General features: G+C 61.1%; 10 protein-coding genes. 8 read left to right on the top strand and 2 right to left on the bottom strand.

What is annotated here, in order from left to right:
• Nucleotides 1-33: 33 nt before the first annotated feature.
• The 6 genes from KGA82_RS00615 (at nucleotide 34) to KGA82_RS00590 (ending at nucleotide 10,529) form a co-directional block, all read left to right on the top strand.
• Nucleotides 34-1,761: an autotransporter assembly complex protein TamA gene (locus KGA82_RS00615; RefSeq protein WP_223449333.1), complete on the top strand. Its 1,728-nt coding sequence runs from the start codon at nucleotides 34-36 to the stop codon at nucleotides 1,759-1,761.
• On the top strand, nucleotides 1,758-5,426 hold the full coding sequence (locus tag KGA82_RS00610; RefSeq protein WP_223449331.1) for a translocation/assembly module TamB domain-containing protein: 3,669 nt from the start codon (nucleotides 1,758-1,760) through the stop codon (nucleotides 5,424-5,426). Before KGA82_RS00615 ends, KGA82_RS00610 begins: the two co-directional genes overlap by 4 nt.
• A gap of 250 nt (nucleotides 5,427-5,676) precedes the next feature.
• Nucleotides 5,677-6,150, top strand: a complete 474-nt coding sequence (locus KGA82_RS00605) for a MarR family winged helix-turn-helix transcriptional regulator (RefSeq protein ID WP_008032787.1) — start codon at nucleotides 5,677-5,679, stop codon at nucleotides 6,148-6,150.
• Nucleotides 6,147-7,616, top strand: coding sequence for an efflux transporter outer membrane subunit (locus tag KGA82_RS00600; RefSeq protein WP_223449329.1), 1,470 nt, complete (start codon nucleotides 6,147-6,149; stop codon nucleotides 7,614-7,616). The genes KGA82_RS00605 and KGA82_RS00600 overlap by 4 nt, the downstream gene beginning before the upstream one ends.
• Before the next feature lie 15 nt (nucleotides 7,617-7,631).
• The gene (locus tag KGA82_RS00595) at nucleotides 7,632-8,834 is read left to right on the top strand and encodes an efflux RND transporter periplasmic adaptor subunit (RefSeq protein ID WP_223449327.1); all 1,203 of its coding nucleotides are present in this window, start codon (nucleotides 7,632-7,634) and stop codon (nucleotides 8,832-8,834) included.
• 165 nt (nucleotides 8,835-8,999) lie between these two features.
• Entirely contained in the window at nucleotides 9,000-10,529 is a 1,530-nt protein-coding gene (locus KGA82_RS00590) for a DHA2 family efflux MFS transporter permease subunit (protein ID WP_008032779.1), read from the top strand.
• Between the two features lie 104 nt (nucleotides 10,530-10,633).
• Here the strand turns inward: KGA82_RS00590 and lpxH are convergent, their stop codons facing one another.
• Both lpxH and KGA82_RS00580 read right to left on the bottom strand, forming a co-directional pair.
• Nucleotides 10,634-11,386 (bottom strand): UDP-2,3-diacylglucosamine diphosphatase, encoded by a 753-nt coding sequence (gene lpxH, locus KGA82_RS00585; protein WP_223449325.1) that lies wholly within the window; start codon nucleotides 11,384-11,386, stop codon nucleotides 10,634-10,636.
• The gene (locus tag KGA82_RS00580) at nucleotides 11,383-11,886 is read right to left on the bottom strand and encodes a peptidylprolyl isomerase (RefSeq protein WP_008032775.1); all 504 of its coding nucleotides are present in this window, start codon (nucleotides 11,884-11,886) and stop codon (nucleotides 11,383-11,385) included. The genes lpxH and KGA82_RS00580 overlap by 4 nt, the downstream gene beginning before the upstream one ends.
• Before the next feature lie 267 nt (nucleotides 11,887-12,153).
• Between KGA82_RS00580 and KGA82_RS00575 the strand changes: the two genes are divergently transcribed.
• Both KGA82_RS00575 and cysS read left to right on the top strand, forming a co-directional pair.
• Nucleotides 12,154-13,854 (top strand): glutamine--tRNA ligase/YqeY domain fusion protein, encoded by a 1,701-nt coding sequence (locus tag KGA82_RS00575; protein WP_192227324.1) that lies wholly within the window; start codon nucleotides 12,154-12,156, stop codon nucleotides 13,852-13,854.
• A 17-nt stretch (nucleotides 13,855-13,871) separates the two neighbouring features.
• On the top strand, nucleotides 13,872-15,254 hold the full coding sequence (gene cysS / locus KGA82_RS00570) for a cysteine--tRNA ligase (protein ID WP_008032770.1): 1,383 nt from the start codon (nucleotides 13,872-13,874) through the stop codon (nucleotides 15,252-15,254).
• The last annotated feature ends 162 nt before the right edge of the window (nucleotides 15,255-15,416 follow it).

The raw sequence follows: 15,416 nt of genomic DNA, 5'->3' as shown, positions 1-15,416 counted from the left end.
CACGCTCCCACGCTCGTGATAGCATCCGCGCCTATGAAGTTTCCAGGAAGAATTACCAGCGGCGTGCTGATGCTGATCACCAGCTGCGCGGCGCTGGCGCAAAGTGAATTGGATGTGCGGATCAAACCGTCCAACGATGAACTGAAGGCCAATATAGAGGGCTATATCGGCAGCCTCGGCGATCGTGACGAGGAGGCCTTGTTGCGCTTCAGTCGTGGCGCCGAAGAACAGGCGCGCAAGGCCGCCCAGGCCTTGGGTTATTACCAGCCACAGATCGACACGGACGTGAAGGGCGGCAAGACACCGCGCCTGGTCATGAACATCGATCCCGGCGAGCCTGTGCATTTGCGCAATGTCACTATTCGCATCGACGGCCCTGCGGCCTCCCTCAAAACCTTTCGTGTGCCCAAAAGCAATGCGCTGAAAACCGGCGCGGTGCTCAATCATGGCCGCTACGAAGACGCCAAGCGGCTGATCCAGAACCAGGCCTCGCGTTACGGTTTCTTCAGCGGTTATTTCACCCGGCAGAAACTCGCGGTCGACCCGCGAGCCGGCGTTGCCGACATCGAACTGATCTACGATAGCGGCCCGCGTTACACCTTGGGTAAAGTCAGTTTCGAAGGCGATACGCCGTTCGACGAAGAGTTGCTGCAACGCATGGTGCCGTTCAAGGCGGGTGAGCCCTATGACTCCGAACTGATCGCCGAACTGAATCAGAATCTGCAGGCAAGCGGGTACTTCGAAGGCGTGCGCGTCGACGCCGCGCCGACGGCGTCCAAGAACGATGTGATCCCGGTGGACGTCAAGCTCGACACCCGCAAGCCGCGGACCATGGGCCTCGGCCTGGGCTATTCCACAGACGTCGGCCCACGGGTCAAGGCCAACTGGACTCGGCACTGGGTCAACCCTCAAGGCCACAGCTATGGCTGGGAAACCGAAGTCTCGGCGCCACGGCAAAACGTCGGGCTGTTCTATGACATTCCGCTGGACCCGCCGCTGACCGACAAACTGCGCTTCGCCGGTGGTTATCAGAGCGAAGAAATCGCCGACAAGGACAGCCTGAGCAAACTGCTGACCCTCGGCCCCGAATGGCACAGCAAGTTGCCCAGCGGCTGGCAGCGAGTGGTGTCGCTGAAATGGCAGCGCGAAGAATATCGACTCGGCGATGACTCGGGGCTGAGCAATCTGCTGATGCCCGGCGTCAGCTATTCCTATCTGAAAAGCGACAACCGCATCGACCCGCACAACGGCTATCGGCTGCAGTTCGAAAGCAAAGTGGCCAAGGAAGGCTTGGGTTCCGACAACAACCTGCTTTACGGCACCGCGCTGGTCAAAGGTCTGACCACAGTCTTTGATAAACACCGTTTCCTCGGCCGGGTGCAGGTGGGTGGCAGTGCCACCAATGGCTACAAATCGGTGCCGCCGTCGCTGCGCTTCTTCGCCGGTGGCGATCAGAGCGTGCGCGGTTACGACTACCAGAGCCTGTCCCCGGAAAACTCCGAGGGCGACCGCATCGGTGGCCGCTACATGATTGCCGGCAGCGTCGAGTATCAATATTCCATCGCCGAAAAATGGCGGGTCGCGACGTTCGTCGACCAGGGCAATTCCTTCAACAAACTCGAACTGCCCGATCTCAAGACCGGCGTCGGTATCGGTGTGCGCTGGGTGTCACCGGTGGGGCCGATTCGCCTCGACCTGGCCCACGCGATGGACGACGACGGCGGCATACGACTGCACTTTTCCATGGGGCCTGAGCTGTGAAGCGTGGTTTGAAAGTAACGCTGCTGACGATTCTGGCGCTGTTGATGCTGGTGCTGCTGGCCGTGACCACGGTGCTGGGCACCGCGACGGGCAGCCGCTGGGCGCTCGGCTTTGTGCCGGGTTTGGTGGTCGAGAATTTCCAGGGCCGTCTGGGCGGCCAGTGGAGCGCCGATCATCTGGTCTGGCAGCAGGACACCAGCCGGGTTGAGCTGAGCAAGGTGATTTTCGCCTGGTCGCCGTTGTGCCTGACGCGCATGGCCCTGTGCATCGAGCAACTGAAAACCGATCAGGTCAGCCTGCAGTTTCCACCGGGCCCTGAAGAGCAGAGCAGCGGACCGATCACCTTGCCGGATCTGAAATTGCCACTGGCCATCGAGCTGGGCGACGTGCAGGTCGGCAGCTTGCTGTTCAACGGCAGCGAAGAACTCAAAGGCCTGCAACTGGCGGCGCACTGGACCGAGCAGGGGATGCAGATCGACTCCGTGCAACTGCAACGCGACGACCTCAGCCTGAACCTGTCCGGCCTCCTGCAACCCAACGGCAACTGGCCGCTCAAGGCTGAAGGCAAACTGACCCTGCCGGCGCCCGAGCCCTGGGCGCTGACGCTGAAAATCAACGGCGACCTGCTGAAAACCCTGAAGCTCACCGCCGACAGCAGCGGTTACCTGAACGGCCAACTGACCGGCGAGTTGCAGCCGCTGGTGGATAACCTGCCGGCCAAGGTGCGGATCGTTGCCGATGGCTTCAAACCCAGTGCGGACCTGCCAGACACCCTGCAACTCAATCAGCTTGAACTGACCGGCGACGGCGACCTGAAAAACGGCTACCAGTTGCGCGGCAACGCCACGCTGCCCGCTGAGAAAGGCCCGGTTGCACTGATGCTGCAAGGCAAAGTCGACGCCAACGGCGCGCAGATCGCCGCGCTGGACCTGACCGCCAACGACAAGCAAAGTCTCAAACTCACGGGTGTTCTGGACTGGAGTAAAGGCCTGAACGCCACGGCGAAAATCGACTGGCTGGATTTCCCCTGGCACCGGCTCTATCCGCTGATCGACGAACCTGAAGTGGCGTTGCGCAGCTTCAACGGCGAAGTCTCTTACACCGACGGCAAATACCTCGGCAACTTCAAGGCTGCACTGGATGGCCCGGCCGGGGCGTTCAGCCTGAGCAGCCCGTTCGCTGGCGACCTGACGAAAATCTACCTGCAACAAATCCAGCTCGAAGCCGGGCAGGGCAAGGCCGAAGGCCACCTGAACCTGCAATTTGCCGATGGCATTGCCTGGGACACCGCGCTGGACCTGTCGGCGATCAACCCGGCGTATTGGGTCGCGGAATTGCCGGGCACCCTGGCCGGACCGCTGCGCAGCAAAGGCGAGATGAAGAATGAAAAACTCAGCCTGAACGCGGACCTTGATCTGAAGGGCAAACTGCGTGGCCAGCCGGCCATCCTGCAAGCCAAGGCCGATGGTAGCGGCGAGCAATGGAACCTCACTGCGCTGCAAATCCGCCTCGGTGACAACAGCATCACCGGCAAGGGCAGCCTGCAACAGAAACTCGCCGGCCAGATCGACATCAAGCTGTCGCGCCTGGCGCAGCTGTGGCCGCAACTGCGCGGCCAGCTCAATGGTCGCGTCGATGTCGCCGGCACGCTCAAGGCACCGCAAGGCAAGCTCGGGTTGCAAGGCACGCAACTGGCGTTCGAAGACAATCGCCTGCAAAGCCTGAACCTCGACGCGACCCTCGACAGTGCGCAACGGGCGAAAATCGATTTCAAGGGCTCGGGCATTCAGGCCGGCGATACCTCCCTGGGCACACTGACCGCCAGCGGCACCGGCGATATCAAAAACCAGAAACTGACACTCGACCTGCAAGGCCCGCAACTGAAACTGGCCCTGGGCCTCGACGGCAATCTGGACAAAGGCAACTGGCGCGGACGTTTGGCCAGCGGTGATATTCAGGCCGGTGGCCAGGACTGGAAGCTGCAAAACCCGGCGAAACTCGAACGGCTGGCGGACGGCAAAATCAACTTCGGCGCCCATTGCTGGATGTCCGGCCCGGCCAGTCTGTGCAGTGAAGACCAGCGCCTGATGCCGGAACCGAAGTTGCGTTATCACCTCAAGCAATTCCCGATTGAAAGCCTTGCGCAATGGCTGCCAAAGGATTTCGCCTGGAGGGGCCGGCTCAACGCCGATCTGCAACTGGACCTGCCGGCCAGCGGCCCGAACGGCCAGATCAGCCTCGATGCCAGCGGCGGCACCCTGCGCATCAAGGAAAAGGATCAGTGGCTGGACTTCCCCTACCAGACCCTGAAACTCACCAGCAAACTCACGCCCAAGCGCATCGACACCGACCTCAACTTCGTCGGCGGCAAGCTCGGCGAATTGAGTGTGCAGGCGCAGATCAATCCATTGCCGAAGAACAAACCGCTGACCGGCGCGTTCCGCCTCAATGGCCTTGACCTGTCCGTGGCGCGACCGTTTGTGCCGATGGTCGAGAAGCTCACCGGACGCCTGAATGGCAGCGGCACGATTTCCGGTGGTCTGCTGGCGCCTTTGGTCAACGGCAATCTGTTGCTCAGCGACGGCGAGATTTCCGGCCCTGAATTGCCGATGGACCTTGAAGCGTTGCAGCTTCAAGCGCTGATCGCCGGCGAAACCGTGCAGTTGAACGGTGGCTGGAAAAGCGGCAAGAGCGGGCAGGGCAGCTTGACCGGCAGCATCGCCTGGGGTCAGGCGCTGGTGGTGGACCTGGCGCTCAAAGGCACGCAGTTGCCGGTCACTGTCGAACCGTACGCCAAGCTCGAAGTGGCGCCGGACTTGAAGATTTCGATGAAGGGCGACGAGCTGGCCATCGCTGGCAAAGTGCTGGTGCCGAAAGGCGAAATCACCGTGCGCGAGTTGCCGCCATCGACGGTCAAGATCTCTGATGACACGGTGATCATTGGCGCGCAGACCGAAGAGGGCAAACCGCCGCTGGCGATGAAAATGGACATCGACGTGGCGGTCGGCGAAGACAAACTCAGCTTCGCCGGGTTTGGCCTGACCGCCAACCTGCAAGGGCACGTGCACATCGGCGACAACATGGACACCCGCGGCGAGCTGTGGCTCAACGACGGGCGTTATCGGGCCTACGGCCAGCGGCTGACGGTGCGCCGGGCGCGCTTGCTGTTTGCCGGCCCGATCGATCAGCCGTACCTGGACATCGAGGCGATTCGCCAGACCGACGACGTCATCGCCGGTATTCGCCTGAGCGGCAGCGCCGAGCAGCCGACAACGCAGATCTTCTCCGAACCGGCGATGAGCCAGGAACAGGCCTTGTCCTATCTGGTGCTCGGGCGTCCGCTGAGCACCACCGGTGAAGACAACAACATGCTGGCGCAGGCCGCGTTGGGGTTGGGCCTGATGGGCAGTGCCGGGGTGACCGGCAAACTGGCCAGCGATCTGGGGATTCAGGATTTCCAGCTCGATACCGAGGGCAGCGGCAATACGACGAGTGTGGTCGCCAGCGGCAATATCTCCGAGAAGCTCAGCCTGCGTTATGGCGTTGGCGTGTTTGAACCGGCCAACACCATTGCCCTGCGCTACAAGCTGAGCAAGAAGGTGTACCTCGAAGCGGCGGGTGGCGTGGCCAGTTCGCTGGATATCTTCTACAAGCGGGATTTCTAAACCCCGTCCTCTCCAAACCGAGTCGCTTTCTTCGCGGGCAAGTCGGATCGCCGCACCGCTCGCTCCTACAGGGATTACACCGAACCCGTAGGAGCGAGGCTTGCCCGCGAAGGCGTCATTGTGCCCGCCACAAAATCCACACCATTTATCCATCAAATACAAAGCAACCTAACTATTACGTTGACATTGGCTGCCTAGGCAGTAACATCTCGACATACATTCTCTGCCTAGGCAGCTAATTGGTGGTCAGATGAAACATTTCACCCCGGACGAATTCAAGAACTGCCATCTCGGTCTCCTGCTCGGGCGCGCCGCGCTGCTCAAGGACCGGATCATCGACACGCACATGGAACCCCACGGCATCACCGCCGCGCAGTTCAAAGTGCTGATCATCATCGCCCAATACGGCGTCGATACCCCGGCCGAACTGTGCCGGCACCTGTCGCTCGACAGTGGCTCGATGACCCGCATGCTCGATCGTCTGGAACAGAAAGGTTTCCTCGCCCGCCAACGCTCCGAAGCGGACCGCCGTCAGGTGCAGCTTGTGTTGACTGAGCAAGGCCAGCAGTTGGCTGACCGCTTGCCGGTGATCGGCGCCGACGCGATGAACGAACTGGCCGGTGCGATCACTCCGGATGAGCTGAAAACCCTGGAGCAGATCCTGAAGAAAATTTTGGTGGCAGCCGGTGACTCGATCACGCTGCTGCGGGTAGGTGACAAATGAGCAGCAAAACCTTGCGCGCCGGCCTGAGCCTGGTGCTCGCGGCCATGACCCTGGCCGGATGCGCCAGCTACAGCGGCCTGACCACCGAAGGCAAAAGCCTCGATGCGAAAGACCTCAAGGCCGGGCAATCCCTCAGCGGCGTGACCCTGTCGCCTGCGGCCTGGCCGAAAAGCGACTGGTGGAAAAGCCTCGGCGACCCGCAGCTCGACGGTCTGATCCGCGAAGCCCTGCACGACAGCCCCGACATGCAGATCGCCGACGCCCGCGCCCATCAGGCCAGCGCCGCCGCGTATTCCGCCGACGCCGCGCGGATGCCGACCCTCGATGCCAGCGCCGGCGTCAGCCGTTCGCGTCTGGCCCGGGATCAAGACCCGAGGGGCGAGGGCGATGCCTACTCCACCGTGCGTAACATCGGTGCCAGCTTCAACTACAACTTCGACCTCTGGGGCGGTCAGCGTGATGCCTGGGAAGCCGCGTTGGGCCAGGCCCGCGCTGCCGAAGTCGATCAGCAGGCCGCGCAGTTGACGTTGTCTGCCGACGTCGCCCGCGCCTACAGCGATCTGGGGCAGGCGCACATCGTTTATGACCTGGCCAACGAAGACCTCAAGCGCACCAAACAAATGCTCGACCTGAGCCAGCGTCGCCTGAGTTCCGGGATCGACAGCCAGTACCAGTTTCAGCAAACCGAAAGCCTGGAAGCCACGTCTGAAGCCAGCCTGATCGACGCCGAGAAACGCCTGCAAAGCGCGAAAATCGCCTTGGCGGTCTTGCTTGGCAAAGGCCCGGATCGCGGCAATGAAATCGCCCGGCCGAAGATTCTTCAGGCCAGCGCCGTCGCATTGCCGTCGGTCCTGCCTGCCGAGTTGCTCGGTCGTCGTCCCGATCTGGTGGCCGCGCGCTGGCGGGTCGAGGCGGCCAGCAAGAGCATCGACGCCGGCAAGACCCGGTTCTATCCCAACCTGAACCTCAGCGCGGCGGCCGGTGCCGAATCGTTGTTGGGCGACGCGATGTTCGGTTCGGCCAGTCGATTCTTCAACATCGCACCGACCATTTCCCTGCCGATTTTCGATGGCGGCCGCCTGCGCGCCGACCTCGATGCCCGCGACGCCGATTACGACCTCGCCGTTGCGCAGTACAACAAAAGCCTGGTGAAAGCCCTCGGTGATGTCAGCGACACCATCAACCAGTTGCGTGACATCGGCCGGCAGATCGGCGCTCAGCAGCACGCCACCGACATTGCCCAGGATTCTTACAACACCGTGGTCCAGCGGTACGGTTCCGGCATCGGCAACTACCTGGACGTGCTCAGCATCGAGCAGCAATTGCTCCAGGCCCAGCGTCAGCTGGCCAACCTGAATGCCGAGCAGATCGACCTGTCGATCCAACTGATGCAGGCGCTGGGCGGCGGTTTTCAGGGCGAAACCCTGACCGCGGCCAACGCAACCCCAGCCACGCAGCACAACTAATTCAAGGTAATGGTCATGGCCACTGCACAAAACACACAAACCTCCGGCAACCCGCAGGACACCAGCAACCCGCGCAAACGCAAAGTCATGCTGGTGGTCCTGGCCATCGTGGTGGTCCTCGCCGGTGTCGGCGTCTGGGGTTATCACGAATTCTACGGGCGCTGGAACGAAAGCACCGACGACGCCTATGTGAACGGCAACGTGGTGGAAATCACGCCGCTGGTCACCGGCACCGTCGTGAGCATTGGCGCTGATGACGGCGACCTGGTCCATGAAGGCCAGGTGCTGGTGAATTTCGACCCGAACGACGCCGAAGTCGGTCTGCAAAGTGCCCAGGCCAACCTGGCGCGCACCGTGCGTCAGGTGCGCGGCTTGTACAGCAATGTCGACGGCATGAAAGCCCAGGTCAACGCCCAGCAGGCGGAAGTGCAGAAGGCCCAGGACAACTTCAATCGCCGGAAAAATCTCGCGGCGGGCGGGGCGATTTCCCAGGAAGAACTGTCCCACGCTCGCGATGACCTGACCTCGGCGCAAAACGCCCTGGCCAACGCCAAACAGCAACTGAAAACCACCAGCGCCCTGGTGGATGACACCGTGGTGTCGTCGCACCCGGACGTGATGTCGGCCGCCGCGCAACTGCGCCAGGCATACCTGAACCATTCCCGCAGCACTCTGATTGCACCGGTGACCGGTTACGTCGCCAAGCGCTCGGTACAACTCGGTCAACGGGTCCAGCCGGGCACCGCGCTGATGGCGGTGATTCCGCTGGATCAGTTGTGGATCGACGCCAACTTCAAGGAAACCCAACTGCGCGACATGCGCATTGGCCAACCGGTGGATATCCAGGCTGACCTGTACGGCAGCGACGTGAAATTCAGCGGCACCATCGACAGCCTCGGCGCTGGCACCGGCAGCGCGTTTGCCCTGCTGCCGGCGCAGAACGCCACCGGGAACTGGATCAAGATCGTGCAACGTGTGCCGGTGCGGATTCACATCAACGCCGAAGAACTGGCCAAGCACCCGTTGCGCGTGGGCCTGTCGACTCAGGTCGATGTGAACCTGCGCGACCAGAGCGGCCCGGTGCTGGCGCAACAGACGCCGCAAAAGGCGTCGTTCAGCACCAGCGTCTATGACCGTCAGTTGGCCGAGGCCGACGCGATGATCACGCAGTTGATCCACGACAACAGCGCAGCGGTCAGCAAAACCGCGCAACGCTGACACCGACCCTGTGGGAGCGAGCTTGCTCGCGATGGATGTCAACGATAACGCGCGGCTGTCTGGATACCCGCGTTGTCTGGACCACCATCGCGAGCAAGCTCGCTCCTACACGGCCAGCTGCGTCTGTAAGAGGCGTAGCGCCCATCAGGTTTCAAAGGATTCGCGATGAGCAATAACGCGTCTTTCACCCCGCCCAGCCTTCTGCTCAGCACCATCGGCCTGTCGCTGGCGACTTTCATGCAAGTGCTCGACACCACCATCGCCAACGTGGCGTTGCCGACGATTTCCGGCAACCTGGGGGTGAGTTCGGAGCAGGGCACCTGGGTGATCACCTCGTTTGCGGTGAGCAATGCGATTGCGCTGCCGCTGACTGGCTGGCTCAGTCGGCGCTTTGGCGAAGTGAAACTGTTTCTGTGGGCGACGATCCTGTTTGTGCTGGCTTCGTTTCTCTGCGGTATCTCCACCTCGATGCCGGAGCTGATTGGCTTTCGGGTGCTGCAAGGTCTGGTGGCCGGGCCGTTGTACCCGATGACCCAGACGCTGCTGATCGCGGTCTATCCACCCGCCAGGCGCGGCATGGCCCTGGCGTTGCTGGCGATGGTCACGGTGGTGGCGCCGATTGCCGGGCCGATTCTGGGCGGCTGGATTACCGACAGTTATAGCTGGCCGTGGATCTTCTTCATCAACGTGCCAATCGGGGTTTTCGCGGTGATGGTGGTGCGTTCGCAGCTCAAGGCGCGGCCGGTGGTGACCAGTTATCAGCCAATGGATTACGTCGGTCTGATCACGTTGATCATCGGTGTCGGCGCGTTGCAGGTGATCCTCGACAAGGGCAACGACCTCGACTGGTTTGAATCGAATTTCATCCTCATCGGCGCGGCCATTTCCGCGATTGCGCTGGCGGTGTTCGTGATCTGGGAAATGACCGACAAACACCCGGTGGTCAACCTGCGCTTGTTCGCGTATCGCAACTTCCGCATCGGCACGATTGTGCTGGTGCTGGGTTACGCCGGGTTCTTCGGCATCAACCTGATCCTGCCGCAATGGCTGCAAACGCAGATGGGCTACACGGCAACGTGGGCCGGGCTGGCGGTTGCGCCAATCGGGATTCTGCCGGTGATCCTCTCGCCGTTTGTCGGCAAGTACGCACACAAGTTCGACCTGCGGCTACTGGCAGGCCTGGCGTTCCTGGCGATTGGCCTCAGCTGCTTCATGCGCGCCGGGTTCACCAACGAAGTGGACTTCCAGCACATCGCCCTGGTGCAGTTGTTCATGGGCATTGGCGTGGCGCTGTTCTTCATGCCGACCTTGAGCATTTTGATGTCGGACCTGCCACCGAGCCAGATCGCCGATGGCGCGGGCCTCGCGACGTTCCTGCGGACACTGGGCGGCAGTTTTGCAGCGTCGTTGACCACGTGGATCTGGATTCGTCGGGCGGATCAGCATCACGCGTACATGAGCGAAAGCATCAGCACCTACGAACCGGCGACCCGCGAGGCCCTGAATGCGCTGGGCGGTGCGAACAACCCGGCGTATGCGCAGCTCGATCATGTGCTGACCAGTCAGGCGTACATGCTCTCCACCGTGGATTACTTCACGTTGCTGGGGTGGGCGTTCATGGGGTTGATCGTGCTGGTGTGGCTGGCGAAACCGCCGTTCGCGGCAAAGGCCGGGCCCGCGGCCTCCGGCCACTAGGCCCACCGCAGACGCCCTGTAGGAGCGAGGCTTGCCCGCGAAAGCGTCGTATCATTCAGCATTGATGTTGACTGACACGACGCCTTCGCGGGCAAGCCTCGCTCCTACAGGTGTTGTATTGCAAGTCCAGGTGTCGGCGGGAAATCAAACGGCGCCAACGCAAACCCGCTCTCATCCACCTGCAACGCCCAGCCCTGGCGATCCCAATCCCCCAGCACAATGCGCTTGGCCGCTTGATCGCCAATCTGCAACTTGTGGATGGCCGGGCGATGGGTGTGCCCGTGGATCAGGGTTTTCACGCCATAGGCCTGCATCACCCGTGGCACTTCGTCCGGCGTGACATCGACAATGTCATTGGCCTTCATCCGCGTCTGCGCACGGCTTTCGCTGCGCAGTTTGCGCGCCAGTTTATGGCGGGTGCGCAACGGCAAGTGGCGCAGGATGAACAGGGTGATCGGGTTGCGCAGGTAACGACGCAGCTTCATATAAGCTTCGTCGCGGGTGCAGAGGCTGTCGCCGTGCATCAAGAGCACCGGCTCGCCGTTGAACTGCACGACACTCGGGTCCTTCAACAACGTACAACCGGCCTGTTTGCAAAAGGCCTGGCCGAGCATGAAGTCGCGATTGCCATGCATCAGAAAAATCGCCGTGCCGCTGTCGCTGAGGTCGCGCAGGGCCTGGCAGATGGAACGCTGGAAGGGCGTCATGGCATCGTCGCCAATCCACGCTTCGAAAAAGTCGCCGAGGATGTACAACGCACTCGCCGAGCGGGCGCGTCCGGCGAGCAAATCCAGAAACGCCCGGGTGATGTCCGGGCGCTCCTCTTCCAGATGCAAGTCTGAAATCAGCAATATCACTCAATGATCTCGGCTTTCTCGATGATCACGTCGTCTGCTGGTACGTCCTGGTGGCCGGCCTTGGAGGTGGTGGACACGCCTTTGATCTTGTCGACAACGTCGGTGCCGGCGGTCACTTTGCCGAACACTGCGTAGCCCCAGCCCTGAACGTTCTTGCCGCTGTGGTTCAGGAAGCTGTTGTCAGCGACGTTGATGAAGAACTGGGCGGAAGCCGAATGCGGCTCCATGGTGCGGGCCATGGCGACGGTGTATTTGTCGTTGGAAAGACCGTTGTCGGCTTCGTTCTGGATGCTTGGGCGCTTGTCTTTCTTTTCTTTCATGCCTGGCTCGAAACCGCCGCCCTGGATCATGAAGTTACCGATGACGCGGTGGAAAACAGTGTTTTCGTAGTGACCGGCTTTAACGTACTCGATGAAGTTGGCCACGGTGATCGGGGCTTTCTCGGCGTTCAGTTCCAGGACGATGTCGCCGTGGTTGGTGGTCAGTTTGACTTGGGTCATGATCAGAGACTCTTTTTTGGAAATGCGTTTTCTGGGAATTCGTGGGTTTCAGGGCTGTCGAGCCCTCAACCGGTCCGGCCGATGTCGGCCAAGGTGCGCAGTTTAGCGCGACAGACGCCAATTTCGAGGTTGTTTTTCATTTGCATCCGATTAAATGCAGCCGTTTTCGGGCCTGTACTGTCAGCGACTTGACGGCTTCGGCTATGATAGCGGCTTTGTTTTATCAGGCCCGTGTTCCGGCCGCGCACTTGTACGTTCAAGGATCCTATGAGCAAGCCCACTGTCGACCCTACCTCGAATTCCAAGACCGGCCCTGCCGTGCCGGTCAATTTCCTGCGCCCGATCATCCAGGCGGACCTGGACTCGGGTAAGCACACGCAGATCGTCACCCGTTTCCCGCCTGAGCCCAACGGCTACCTGCACATCGGTCACGCCAAGTCGATCTGTGTGAACTTCGGTCTGGCCCAGGAGTTTGGCGGCGTCACCCACCTGCGTTTCGACGACACCAACCCGGCCAAGGAAGACCAGGAATACATCGACGCCATCGAAAGCGACGTCAAATGGCTGGGTTTCGAATGGTCCGGCGAAGTGCGCTATGCCTCGCAGTATTTCGACCAGTTGCACGACTGGGCCGTTGAACTGATCAAGGCCGGCAAGGCCTATGTTGACGACCTGAGCCCTGAACAGGCCAAGGAATACCGTGGCACTCTGACCGAGCCGGGTCGCAACAGCCCGTTCCGTGATCGCAGCGTCGAAGAAAACCTCGACTGGTTTGCCCGCATGCGTGCCGGCGAGTTCCCGGACGGCGCACGTGTGCTGCGGGCCAAGATCGACATGGCTTCGCCGAACATGAACCTGCGCGATCCGATCATGTATCGCATCCGTCATGCGCATCACCACCAGACCGGTGACAAGTGGTGCATCTACCCGAACTACGACTTCACCCACGGTCAGTCGGACGCCATCGAAGGCATCACCCACTCGATCTGCACCCTGGAATTCGAAAGCCACCGTCCGCTGTACGAGTGGTTCCTCGAGAACCTGCCGGTGCCGGCGAACCCGCGCCAGTACGAGTTCAGCCGCCTGAACCTGAACTACACCATCACCAGCAAGCGCAAGCTCAAGCAGTTGGTCGATGAGAAGCACGTCAATGGCTGGGACGATCCGCGCATGTCCACGCTGTCCGGCTTCCGCCGCCGTGGCTACACCCCGGCGTCGATCCGCAATTTCTGCGACATGATCGGCACCAACCGTTCCGACGGCGTGGTCGATTTCGGCATGCTTGAGTTCAGCATCCGTCAGGACCTCGACGCGAACGCCCCGCGCGCCATGTGCGTGCTTCGTCCGTTGAAAGTCGTGATCACCAACTACCCGGAAGACAAGGTCGATCACCTCGAACTGCCTCGTCACCCGCAGAAAGAAGAACTCGGCGTGCGCAAGCTGCCGTTCGCCCGTGAAATCTACATCGACCGCGATGACTTCATGGAAGAGCCGCCAAAAGGCTACAAGCGCCTGGAACCGGCTGGTGAAGTGCGTCTGCGTGGCAGCTATGTGATCCGTGCCGACGAAGCGATCAAGGACGCCGATGGCAACATCGTCGAACTGCGTTGCTCGTACGACCCGGAAACCCTGGGCAAGAACCCTGAAGGCCGCAAGGTCAAAGGCGTGATTCACTGGGTGCCGGCCGCGGCCAGCGTCGAGTGCGAAGTGCGTCTGTACGATCGCCTGTTCCGCTCGCCGAACCCTGAAAAGGCCGAAGACAGCGCCAGTTTCCTGGACAACATCAACCCTGATTCGCTGCAAGTACTCACTGGTTGTCGTGCTGAACCCTCCCTGGGCAATGCACAGCCGGAAGACCGTTTCCAGTTCGAGCGCGAAGGTTACTTCTGCGCGGATATCAAGGACTCGAAACCAGGTGCTCCGGTATTCAACCGTACCGTGACCTTGCGTGATTCGTGGGGCCAGTGATTCAAGGAACCTCTAACGTGCTTTCGATCTACAACACGCTCACCAAGAGCAAAGAAGTATTCAAGCCGCTGGATGGCAACAATGTGCGCATGTACGTCTGCGGGATGACCGTGTACGACTACTGCCACATTGGCCACGGCCGCAGCATGGTCGCGTTTGACCTGGTGACCCGCTGGTTGCGGTTCAGCGGTTATAACCTGACGTATGTGCGCAATATCACCGACATTGAAGACAAGATCATCAATCGGGCCAAGGAGAACGGCGAACCGTTCGACGTGCTGACCGAGCGCATGATCACCGCGATGCACGAGGACGAGGCGCGCCTCAACATCCTCAAGCCGGACATGGAACCGCGGGCCACCGATCACATCGCTGGCATGCAGACCATGATCCAGACCCTGATCGACAAGGGTTACGCCTACGCACCGGGCAATGGCGACGTGTACTACCGCGTCGCCAAGTTCATGGGCTACGGCAAGCTGTCGCGCAAGAAGATCGAAGACCTGCGCATCGGCGCGCGGATCGAAGTCGACGAGTCCAAGCAGGACCCGCTGGACTTCGTGCTGTGGAAAGGCGCCAAGCCGGGTGAACCGAGCTGGCCATCGCCGTGGGGCGACGGTCGTCCGGGCTGGCACATCGAATGCTCGGTGATGTCGACCTGCTGCCTGGGCGAGACCTTCGACATTCATGGCGGCGGCAGCGACCTTGAGTTCCCGCACCATGAAAACGAAATCGCCCAGAGCGAAGCGGCCACCGGCAAGACCTACGCCAACGCGTGGATGCATTGCGGCATGATTCGCATCAATGGCGAGAAGATGTCCAAGTCCTTGAACAACTTCTTCACCATTCGCGACGTGCTGGAAAAGTACCACCCGGAAGTCGTGCGTTACCTGCTGGTGTCGAGCCACTACCGCAGCGCGATCAACTATTCGGAAGACAACCTCAAGGACGCCAAAGGCGCACTCGAGCGTTTCTACCATGCGTTGAAAGGCCTGCCGACTGTCGCGCCTGCTGGCGGCGAAGCTTTTGTCGAGCGCTTCACTCAGGTGATGAACGACGACTTCGGCACGCCGGAAGCCTGCGCGGTGCTGTTCGAGATGGTTCGCGAGATCAACCGTCTGCGCGAGAGCGATCTTGATGCGGCGGCAGGTCTGGCGGCGCGCCTGAAAGAGCTGGCGAGCGTGCTGGGTGTGTTGCAGCTTGAGGCCGATGACTTCCTGCAGGCCGGTGCCGAAGGGCGGGTTGATGCGGCTGAGGTTGATGCGCTGATTGCTGCGCGTCTGGCGGCACGTGCGGGTAAGGACTGGGCTGAATCCGACCGTATTCGCGATCAACTGACCGCGATGGGTGTGGTGCTGGAAGATGGCAAGGGTGGCACGACCTGGCGTCTGGCTGACTGATTGCTGCGTTTGTTACAAACAAAACCCGCCTTGTGCGGGTTTTTGTTTTTGGGGTGGGATTGATTCAGCGGTTACAGGGCTGACGTCTTCGCGGGCAAGCCTCGCTCCTACAGGGACCGCGTCGTTCACGGTGTTGGCGAACGGCGCGGTCCCTGTAGGAGC

It is taken from the genome of Pseudomonas sp. BF-RE-22, assembly GCF_019956155.1.
GTDB classification, from domain to species: domain Bacteria; phylum Pseudomonadota; class Gammaproteobacteria; order Pseudomonadales; family Pseudomonadaceae; genus Aquipseudomonas; species Aquipseudomonas migulae.
The sequence above is the reverse complement of the archived record's forward strand: the minus strand, read 5'-3'. Positions and strand labels throughout refer to the sequence as shown.

Excerpts from the sequence above, each read along its gene's own strand:
- KGA82_RS00590 (WP_008032779.1), top strand. The coding sequence starts at position 9,000 with ATGAGCAATAACGCGTCTTTCACCCCGCCCAGCCTTCTGCTCAGCACC.
- KGA82_RS00605 (WP_008032787.1), top strand. The coding sequence starts at position 5,677 with ATGAAACATTTCACCCCGGACGAATTCAAGAACTGCCATCTCGGTCTC.
- KGA82_RS00615 (WP_223449333.1), top strand. The coding sequence starts at position 34 with ATGAAGTTTCCAGGAAGAATTACCAGCGGCGTGCTGATGCTGATCACC.
- KGA82_RS00600 (WP_223449329.1), top strand. The coding sequence starts at position 6,147 with ATGAGCAGCAAAACCTTGCGCGCCGGCCTGAGCCTGGTGCTCGCGGCC.
- KGA82_RS00575 (WP_192227324.1), top strand. The coding sequence starts at position 12,154 with ATGAGCAAGCCCACTGTCGACCCTACCTCGAATTCCAAGACCGGCCCT.
- KGA82_RS00580 (WP_008032775.1), bottom strand. The coding sequence starts at position 11,886 with ATGACCCAAGTCAAACTGACCACCAACCACGGCGACATCGTCCTGGAA.
- KGA82_RS00595 (WP_223449327.1), top strand. The coding sequence starts at position 7,632 with ATGGCCACTGCACAAAACACACAAACCTCCGGCAACCCGCAGGACACC.